This is a genomic window from Methylobacterium sp. Leaf89 (genome assembly GCF_001422215.1).
Taxonomy (GTDB): Bacteria; Pseudomonadota; Alphaproteobacteria; order Rhizobiales; family Beijerinckiaceae; genus Methylobacterium.
The window spans coordinates 231463-240303 of the sequence record NZ_LMML01000029.1; the positions used below are offsets into that span (position 1 = coordinate 231463).

The following is an 8841-nucleotide window of genomic DNA, read 5'->3' on the forward strand; positions in this document are numbered from 1 at the left end:
CAGCTTCGGCTACCTCAGCAATTACTTCACGGTCGGCGGCGTCAGCGGCCCCGTCGAGATCAGCCTGTTCGCGAGCGATGTCCGTGCCAACGGCTACCAGGATCACGGTTCCTACGACACGCAGACGGTCAACCTGCTGGCCAGCTACACGCCGACGCCGGACAACCGCTTCACCCTGAAGGTGATCAACAACACGCTCAGTGCGAATCTGCCGGCCCGGTCCTCCCTGAACCAGTATCAGATCAATCCCTACCAGCGCGGTTGCGGCACGGCGGCGCTGGCGGCGCCGGGGTGTACCCTGACGAACCTGTTCGCCAACGGGGCCTTCGGCCGGACGGTGGGCGTCACCGCCGATGAGGCAGGGTTCGGGCGCGACGACCGGCGCACCATCGTCGCCCTGCGCTGGGAGCACGACCTCGACGCGCAGACGACCTGGCGCACCCAGCTCGGCTTCGACGAGCGCAACTTCAACCAGCCCTTCTATACGACCTCCTCGCGCGGCTCCTATCCATCCTGGAACTTCCTCACGGACCTGACCCGGCGCTACGATCTGTTCGGGCTGCCCGCTCTGGGCTACGTGGCGCTGGCCTACAACACCATCGACAACCACATCACGACCTTCAATCGCGCGCCCGGCGGTGGTCCGCTGCTCGGTGCGCTCATCGGGAACCAAGAGGCCGTCCAATCCAACCTCGGCGGGCGGGCCCGTACCGAGGTGGCGCTCTCCGACCAATGGACCGGCGTCGTCGGCGTCAGCGCGGAGAACACCGCGATCACGGGACGCAACGTCGCCTACGCCTATTCGGCCTCAGGCGTGACCACGACCGTCGCCGATGCCAACCGCAGCTTCCTCAACGTCGCGCCCGAACTCGCCCTGGTCTATCGGCCGACCCCGGAATGGGCGGTTCGAGGCCGGGTCGCGACCGGCTACACGACCCCGGCCGCGAGCAATCTCTTCATCACCGCAGCCGGCCTCCCCGGCAACAACATCCAACTTCGCACGCAGGAAAACCTCGGCTTCGACCTTGGCGTCGACTGGAGCCCGAGCGAGACCCTGCGCCTCAGCGTGACCGGCTTCTACGAGTTCTTCCGGAACGAGCTCGTGTCGCAATCTCCCGGCGCCGGCCTGATGAGCTACACCTTCAACGCGCCGGCCTCCGAGCATCGCGGCATCGAAGTGGCGGCCGATTGGGCGTTCGCACCCGGGTGGCGCGCGGTCGCCGCCTACACGTTCGACGACCAGATCTACACGCGCTACGTCGAACGGCTGAGCGCCGGATCTCTCAGCCGCCAATTCGACCGCTCCGGCAAAACGATCCCCGGTGTCCCGGCCAACCAATTGCTCGCCCGCATCGGATACGATGTCCCGGCCGGACCGCTCGCCGGCCTCGGAGCGTTCGTCGAGACCGTGTTCCAGGACGAGTTCTTCATCGACAACGCCAACCAACTCAGGGCGCCGGGCTATACGATCGTCAACGCCAACATCCATTACGCCACGGAGCTCACGAGCGGCTATGCCAAGCGCTTCACCGCCTATGCCGAGGTGCGCAACGTCTTCGATACCGTCTACGTCGCTTCGGCGCAGAACCTCGCGAATTCCATCAGCGCGACCACGGGCCTGCAGAACGGTGCGAGCGTCCTCGCAGGAACCACGGGGTCGGTGTTCGCCGGAGCGCCCCGTACCATCATCGTGGGAATGAAGCTGGCGTTCTGACCGCCCGGCATCGGATGATCCGCAGGTTCGGCAACGTTCTCCCATCGAGGAAGGGAGCCGAACAGGCCTGTCCGCAAACGCGTCCTCCGCCTCGACCATCGTGATCGTGGCGTCGAACGTTGCGCTTGCCCCCTGATTCATAGGACCAGCATCCTCACCATCGGACATCCCTGGACCCGTGCGACGCCGGATGGGGCAAGCGTCGGCGGCGGCGATCCGACCGTTGCGAACACCGGTCCGGACGCGGACGAGTGGGTGGATCACCCGTGGGGGCAGGATGAGGTCCACGAGTCGCCCGCTCTTTCAGACGCGAAGAACGATGCCGCGGCTCCAGCAAGTCCCCTGGGACGCTCGATAGCACCAAGGCTATCGCTGGCGCGGACAGCTCCTCGAATTTCGGCCGCAAAAATCTCTGCACTGAATTCAAGCGAACGATCACGAAGATCCGCCGAGAATCTGTATGTCTCCAACAGGTCATGATCCATGATCTTTTGCGTCAGGTTTTGACAGCCCAAGACGAGCGGGACACTCACTGGACGAGCACGGCCTGGTCGCAGCGTGTGCCTTCCACGGTGAGGTCGGCGTAGCCCAGGCGGATGCCGAGGACCCGGAGCGTGTTGTCCAAGACCTTGTCCAGCGCGGGCGTCACCGCCGCGAGACCCGTGGCGACCGTGCTCTTGATCACCCCGGGCGCCAGGACGCCGAGACCGTTCACCTGAAGGTCGAGATCGTTGATCAGACGGCCGGTGAGGGATTGGAAGGACCCGCCTGAGGACACTGTCCGCACGGTGTGGCGGGTGATGTCGTCGTCACTGAACGTTACGAGTTGCGTGTAGGCATTTCCGACCGTGACGCGGCTCTGGCCGGTCACCGTCAGGGCGGGAGCGACCCGCAGGAGCGTCGCCGGCTGATTGAGGTCGGGCACGCGCGCATTGGGGTCGAGGAGCGCCTTGGGGATGTCGGCCACCGCGAGGTCTGCGACGCCGGTCTGGGCTTCCAGGACGACCTGTCGGCTCTGCCGGTCCGACCAGGGGCAGGTCACCGAGCGCAGCCGCCCCTGCGCCTTGGCGACCTGCACGTAGAGAGGCAGTTGGAGGAGGCCGAGATTGAGCGGCAGGGCCAGGCTGGCCTCGATGAGGAGGCGGGTCTGCGCCGTCTGCACCGTGGCCTTCGAACTGCCGGGCTGGACGTAGCCGGAGCTCTGGCGCTTCTCGCCGATCCCCAGCGTGACCTGGGTCCGCAGCAAGCCCGGTATGCTCGCGCCGAGATCCGCGGAGACCTGGCGATCGCCGTTCGCCACCAGGATGGCGGCCGACAGGGTATCCATCAGGCCGATCGATGGACCCTTGACCCCTGTACTCGGCGCGAGGTTCGCGGCATCTCCGAGATCGATGATTCGCCCGAGGCGGACGGATCCGCCGGCACCTCGAACGACGTTGTTCAACTGCCCGAGGGCGGCTGCTGCCGCAGCGTTGCCTGCGGTCGTGGCCGCGACCGACTGGAGCGCCGAAAGCACCTGTCCCAGCGTCGCATTCGCGGTGACGACGTCGTTGTAGTTGTCGACTTTGAGATTGAGGCCGGGCTGGAGGGTATCGAGCACGCGGAAGCCGTCGACCTGGGCCGCCGCCAGCGCCTCGTAATCCCCGACCGATAGGTTGAGCGGCTTCCCCAGCAACGCGCCGAGAACGCTGTTGAGCACCCCGGCATCCAGACGAAGCAGCCCGGAGCCGATGCTGAAGGAGGCGAACCGCGCCGAGGCGGCGGTCCCACGCACATCGATCTGCACGTCGCGCTTGAAGCCGAGAGCCGGAGCGAAGAAGGTCGGCGTCTGCGTCCGAAGATCGACCCGGACGGCACTGGGCGAGGCGGCATTGGCGACGAAGCGATCCGCCACTGGAACCTTGGCATCGCCCACATACACACCCGGCTGGACCGTGATCACCGCAGCGGCCCCGAAGCCATTGTCGGCGAGCGATTGGCGCGCCAGCAGGTCGGCCCGCTGCGGATCGGAGGCCGCCAGGGTGGCGGCCAGGTCGACCGCCCCTTGCGCCTTGCGCCGGGCGACGACCATGGAGCCGTAATCCACCCCAACGGCCGTCGCCGCGAGGAGTGTGGTGAAGGCCAGCGCGGTGAAGACCGCGACAGCCCCACGCGCGTCGGGCGCGAAACGGCCGATCACAGGCCACCCCGGCGCACGCTGACCGTGCTCTGGATGAGGTCTGGCGGGAGTGGGATCAAGCCGGAGAGTCCCGAGAACCCGAGCGACTTCGCATCGAACGTCAGGGTCACGGTGAAGAGGGAAGCATCCTGGGCGTTCGGTCCAACCGTCACCAACACGGTGCCGGGCTTGAACATGGCCCCCTCCGTCAGGGCCGCCGCCACTCTCTGCCGGGCGAGAGCGGCGCGCTCCTGATCGCTCACGCCGGCGATCGAAGCCCGGGCCGCCTCCGACGCGATATGCTTCAGGTTGTGCGAGGCCCCGAGATAGATCCCGAATACCACGATACCCGCAAAGAGCGCCAAGAGGGCGGGGACGACCAGGGCGAATTCAACAGCAGCGCTTCCTGCTTGAGCACGCAAAGCACGCCGAATCCACGCTTGGAAATTGTATTCAAAACGCATGAGAAGGCATCCGTCATGCACAACGGTTATTGATCGATGTTATGTTTTCACGGATTTCCTAACGAGACCTTTATATGACGACATCCGAGCAGCCGGATACGTCAAGATAAAACCAATAATATTGATCAATACAAGATAGTAAAGCACAGGTACTATACGAAAATGTTAGGTCCGCCGTAGCGTGATTCAGTCCTGCAATTTCTGGTTTAAGTGACGCTAGCCCTCGAATGAGGAGAACAAAGCAATTTTAAGTCGTCCAGCCTCCGGCAGTCTGCCACTGCCAAATACGACAGCGCGTCCTCGATCCCGGTGGGGCAGGGCGCTTCATCAGCCTCACAATTGGCGCGGACGATATCCTCGGGCAGGTTCTGCCCCCCGCCTCGTCCTGGCCGCCGGGCACCGAATCAGGACACGGCGTACACCGCCACGAAGAACCTCACGGCCCTCTCCGAACGCAGTCGCAGGAGCCACGCTCAGTCCGAGCATCAGCGTCGGCGCTGGTATGCCTGAGCTAAGCATTGGCCCAGGCTCGCCACGGGAGGCCGCCGACTGTGTGAGCTTCAATGGCAAGCCCAGAGACGAGTGCCTCCGCCAAGAGATCGTCTAACCGCTAAAGGCGGCGCAGATCCTCATCGGGATCCGGTAGAGCGCCTCCAACCACCTCCAGCCGCACGTCTCCTTGGGTGACCGCCCACCCGCGCCCGGAACCTTCCGGATCTCGCTTTCCGGCGGCCTATGGCCGCCGCCATTCTAACCCTGCGGTTCCGGCTCGCAGAACCAAAGCTCCAAAGCGGACGCCGAGCCGGCTCCAACCCTTCTCAGGTTCTGAGACCGATCAGCCTTTCGGCCAAACTTGCCGAGGCGAAGTCGCCGCGATTGAGGATCTGACTCGCGCCGCGAAGCTTGCTCCGGTCGTCCGCCGAGAATTCTCGCCCTGTCAGGACGATCACCGGGATATCCGAGCAGCCGGGAATGGCGCGAACGCCTTGCAGGAAGCCGAAGCCGTCCATGATCGGCATGTTCAGGTCGACGATCACGACGTCCGGCCTGGTCTCCGTCGCCTGCTGCAGGCCCTCCTTACCATTCGAGGCCTCCAAGACCGACCAGCCTTCGTCCTCCAAGCTGGCACGCATCGCCAGGCGCGTGACGGCCTCGTCCTCGACCAGAAGCACGGTGCCGCGCCGGTCCGGCTCCGCCAGCCTGAACTGGTTCACGATCTTGCCGAACCGCGTCCAGTCGACCGGCTTCAGCATGTAGTCCGAAGCGCCGAGGGAGGCCGCGAGATTGCGCTGGTCGACGGACGTCACCATCACGACCGGGATCTGCGCCAGCATTTCGTCCGCCTTGATCTGGCTCAGCACCGACCAACCGTCCACGCCCGGCATCATCACGTCCAACAGGATGGCCCGTGGCCGCAACCGTCGGGCGATCTCGAGCCCGCTCCTGCCGTTCGTGGCCGTCTGGACCTTAAATCCCTCGCGATGCAGGAACCGCGTCGTGAGGGCGAGCTGGTCGCTATCGTCGTCGATGACGAGGATGACATCGCCTTCCGCCACGTCGGCGGCGATGACGTCCGGATCGGGCAAGGCTTGCGCGTCGACCGGAGGAACGAACGTCGCCGGCACGGTGAAGGTAAAGGTGCTGCCTCGGCCTGGGACGCTGGACACCGTGATGGTTCCCGCGAGCATGTCGGCGAAGGCACGGGTCAGCGAGAGGCCAAGCCCAGTCCCCCCGAAGTTGCGCGTCGTGGACGCATCGGCTTGCTCGAAACGCCGGAATAGGCGCGACACCTGTTCGGCCGTCATCCCGATCCCGGAATCCGAGACCGAGAACGAAAGCCGGTCGACCCCCGAGGCGTCGGTCATGCGGGAGGCCGCCAGGGTGATGGTCCCGCTTTCCGTGAACTTGGCCGCGTTGCTCAGAAAGTTGAAGAGCACCTGCCGGGTCTTGGTCAGGTCGGAATGCATTCGGCCCAGCCCAGGCGCGAGCTTCGTCTCCAGGGCGTTGCCCTTCTTGTTGACCAGCGTCGCGACCGAACCCGCAACGTCGCGCAGCATGTCCCCCACCGCGAAATCCTCGGCGTAGACCTCCATCTTGCCGCTCTCGACCTTGGAGAGGTCCAGCACGTCGTTGATGAGCCCAAGCAGGTGACGGGCGTTGCGCTCGACCTTGCCGATATCCGCCACGAGGTCCGACGCCGCGCAGCCATCGGAGATCTCCTCTCCCATCATCTCGCTGTAGCCGATGATGGCGGACAGAGGGGTGCGGAGTTCATGGCTCATGTTCGCCAGGAAATCGCTCTTCGCCGTGTTGGCCAGCTCGGCCGCCTCCTTGGCGGCTTCTGCGGCGGCATTGGCGCTGGTCAACGCCGCCTCTCTGTCGACGAGAACGTGGTTCGCAGTGTTGAGCCGCTCCAGCGTGGCTTCGTTCTGCGCCACGGACCGTCGCAGGGCATGGCAGATCCACACCATGGTCGCGCCGACCAGGAGGTATTGCCCCAGCAGGGCGACATCCACGCCTCCGAGGATTCCATCCCGCGTGTAGAACCACGTGGCAATCAGGGTCGATAAGAACAGTGCCAGCGCTCCTGCGCGCCAGCCGAAAGCCAAGCTCACGACCAGGAGGACCGGAATGTATAGAAGGAAAGGGGCGACATAGGCTGGAGCCAGGAACCGAATGAATGTCATGGCGCCCACCAGCAGCAGCGTGACACCGTAGTCGGTGATTGTTGATGGACGTCGGAGGGCGACCGTCCCGATCAGTGTGTTCAAGCTGCTCATGGGGTGTGAGTGTCACGACCGGGGTCCTTTGGAAAGCGACCGGTTCCCGCCCCCTGCCCAGCCCGAATGAAGACATGGGTCCCATCGGCCGCGTTGTCGCCGATCCGGTGGTTTCTCGTGCAAGAATTGCAATGCCGTTGGAAGCGTTTCGAGCGATCAAGCCTAGAATTGGGGAGCAGGCGCTGCGTCGCCCTTTGGGGATATCCTTAAATTTTACAGATCATGCTTGTCTGCGTTTAATTATTTTCAATCAACTATTCCAGTGCATGGTTGGGGTGGTTCTTAGTCAGATGGATATGTGGTCCTGCAACCAGTCCCGTGCGGGCGTTCCGGCACGGGCGGAACTGAAAATATTCGGTCTTTGTGGAACGCTGAATCGGGTGTTTCCGGTGGATTTACACGACATCTTGCCCAACAGATTGAGAGTGGCGGTCATGGCTCTCCATGAGAAGGGTCGCGCCATCGAAACGAATTGATACACTTTGGAGATCTCGTTGGAAAAATATGACGGACTATAATCGGATATGAATTTATTGAAAATATAAAGTTATGAATAATTGCCATTACATGGTTCGCAGCAATTTCATTTGTTATAGGCAATGGGCTAGAGCTCTTACGCTTTCACGTTGCGGTGCCTATCCCGATGCGCTGCGGTGTCCTCAGGCGGCCGCCGGACTCAGACGAAAGCAAGATCGGCCAGCGAGAGTGCGCCTTCCCGCGTGTCGAGGCTGAAGGCGCTGGCTAGTATTTGGGACACCAGAGAGTATCCGCTTAACACTTTCCCGTGATGCTGCGCTGCCACTGCATCGGACTTCTCCGCTCGGTAGCGTCGGGAACTCATCGTGTCTGTCAGAAACCTGTCTATCCGCGCCAAGCTGATCGCCGCTTTCTCGCTGCTGACACTGCTTGCTGTCGGGTTAGGATTGCTGGGGGTGATTGGCACGCACCGCATGCGGCAGCAGGCGCTCAACATCGAAACCAACTGGCTGCCGAGCATGCGCCTCCTCGGCGAGATTGATACGCTCACTGCACGGACCAGCGCTCTCGTCCTGCGTCACACGCAAGCCGTCGACCCGGCACTCGTCGCAAGCATCGAGACCGACATGGAGCGCTTTGGCAAAAAGCTCGACGAGAAGAAGTCCGCTTTCGAGCCGATGATCGACACGTCTGACGAGCGTGCGCTCTACGAGACGTTCACGCGTGAAGCCCGGAATTTCGAGGGCGTGCGCCAGTCCATTCTTCAGCTCTCGCGTGCCGGTCAGAAGGCTCAAGCCTACGCGCTCTATGAAAGTCAGGGCATCATCCCCCGCCGTGCAGCCTCCGCAGCCCTCGACAAGCTCGTTGCCATGAACAACGAGGGCGCCAGTGCAGCTCAGGCCGAGAGCAAGACCGTCTTCGAGACGACCCATACCTGGGGGCTCATCGCCATAGCACTGTGTCTCCTCATCTCCACCGTCTCTGCAACGCTCATCATCCACGGCGTCACGCACGGCATTCGCGCCGTGGTCCGGCCCATGCAGGCGCTGGCGGGCGGCGACCTCTCCGTGACCATCCCGCACCTGGGCGCCCGGACCGAGATCGGCACCATCGCGGACGCCGTCCAGGTGTTCAAGGACGGTCTGATCAGGATGCGGGCCCTCGAGGAGGAGACGGTCCTGGCGCGGGCGGGGGCGGAGGCGCAGCGCCAGGCGGCGATGCGGGCGATGGCCGACAGCTTCGAAGGGG

6 protein-coding genes and 1 pseudogene are annotated in these 8841 nt (G+C 63.7%); 4 read left to right on the plus strand and 3 right to left on the minus strand.

What is annotated here, in order from left to right; genetic code table 11:
- Positions 1 to 1714, plus strand: a 1714-nt coding sequence (locus ASF18_RS16495; RefSeq protein WP_244472735.1) for a TonB-dependent receptor, incomplete at its 5' end; no start/stop codon positions are given.
- Between the two features lie 529 nt (positions 1715 to 2243).
- Here ASF18_RS16495 and ASF18_RS16500 read toward each other — a convergent pair.
- Positions 2244 to 3893 carry a TadG family pilus assembly protein gene (locus ASF18_RS16500; protein ID WP_056353130.1) on the minus strand — a complete coding sequence of 550 codons (1650 nt, stop codon included), beginning with the start codon at positions 3891 to 3893 and terminating at the stop codon, positions 2244 to 2246.
- Entirely contained in the window at positions 3890 to 4336 is a 447-nt protein-coding gene (locus ASF18_RS16505; protein WP_056353132.1) for a TadE/TadG family type IV pilus assembly protein, read from the minus strand. The genes ASF18_RS16500 and ASF18_RS16505 overlap by 4 nt, the downstream gene beginning before the upstream one ends.
- Before the next feature lie 517 nt (positions 4337 to 4853).
- Between ASF18_RS16505 and ASF18_RS24840 the strand changes: the two are divergent.
- Positions 4854 to 5077 (plus strand): annotated as a pseudogene (locus ASF18_RS24840) (integrase core domain-containing protein); the annotation flags it as partial.
- A 77-nt stretch (positions 5078 to 5154) separates the two neighbouring features.
- Here the strand turns inward: ASF18_RS24840 and ASF18_RS16510 are convergent.
- Positions 5155 to 7116, minus strand: a complete 1962-nt coding sequence (locus ASF18_RS16510; RefSeq protein WP_056353134.1) for a response regulator — start codon at positions 7114 to 7116, stop codon at positions 5155 to 5157.
- 74 nt (positions 7117 to 7190) lie between these two features.
- On the opposite strand from ASF18_RS16510, the gene ASF18_RS23785 reads away from it, so the two are divergent.
- Together ASF18_RS23785 and ASF18_RS16515 are read left to right on the plus strand one after the other, a co-directional pair.
- Positions 7191 to 7592, plus strand: a complete 402-nt coding sequence (locus ASF18_RS23785; RefSeq protein ID WP_156649899.1) for a hypothetical protein — start codon at positions 7191 to 7193, stop codon at positions 7590 to 7592.
- A 366-nt stretch (positions 7593 to 7958) separates the two neighbouring features.
- The coding region (locus ASF18_RS16515; RefSeq protein WP_156650011.1) for an MCP four helix bundle domain-containing protein at positions 7959 to 8841 on the plus strand (883 nt) is incomplete at its 3' end.